Origin of the sequence: Faecalibacillus intestinalis, from assembly GCF_003024685.1 — a bacterium.
Lineage (GTDB): Bacteria > Bacillota_I > Bacilli_A > Erysipelotrichales > Coprobacillaceae > Faecalibacillus > Faecalibacillus intestinalis.
On sequence record NZ_PYLQ01000053.1, the window covers coordinates 1 to 616 of the forward strand.

1 protein-coding gene is annotated in these 616 nt (G+C 29.2%); it reads right to left on the bottom strand.

The window, feature by feature from the left end; genetic code table 11:
- Positions 1-310 precede the first annotated feature (310 nt).
- On the bottom strand, positions 311-604 hold the full coding sequence (locus tag C7U54_RS14440) for a transposase family protein (protein WP_107030730.1): 294 nt from the start codon (positions 602-604) through the stop codon (positions 311-313).
- Between the last annotated feature and the right edge of the window lie 12 nt (positions 605-616).

The window sequence follows — 616 nt, forward strand, 5'->3', positions numbered from 1 at the left end:
CTTCCAAATCAATCTTAAATAGATAGTCGGACATGATATCATGAGTTCTGGATTCAACGATATCAATAATCAAATTGTTTTCAAAGTTCATAAGGATAGCAGGATATTTATATTTGGAGTTTCTAGAGAAATAAAATTCATCAATCAATAGAACTCTAGGAAGGCTATGTCTTTTAATTCTGACAAAAGTATCAAATATTTCCATGATTCTGGTAGAAGAAACACCAAACATTCTAGCAATGGAAGCATAAGTAGCATTATAAGGTTTTAACCTGTTTAGAATAGAAAAGATAGATGTTCTAGTAAAAGATCAATCCCCATAAGCAATAGGATTTACATCAGAAAAAGAAGCATTACAGTCAATGCATTTATACCTTTTAACATAAGTAATCATCTTTACAGGTTTATCATTAACAGGTACAGATACAAGAGATCTTTTCTTATTGCCTTTACTAATGAAATGAGTGCTGCCACATGTAGGACATGAAAATCTAGATGGCTTGAATCTAATATCGATTTCATAATTAGATTCTTTATGATCTACAGTAAATGTTTCAACAACATCATCCTTGATATCAAATAGTTTTAATAATTCGTTGTTCATAATAATAATTTA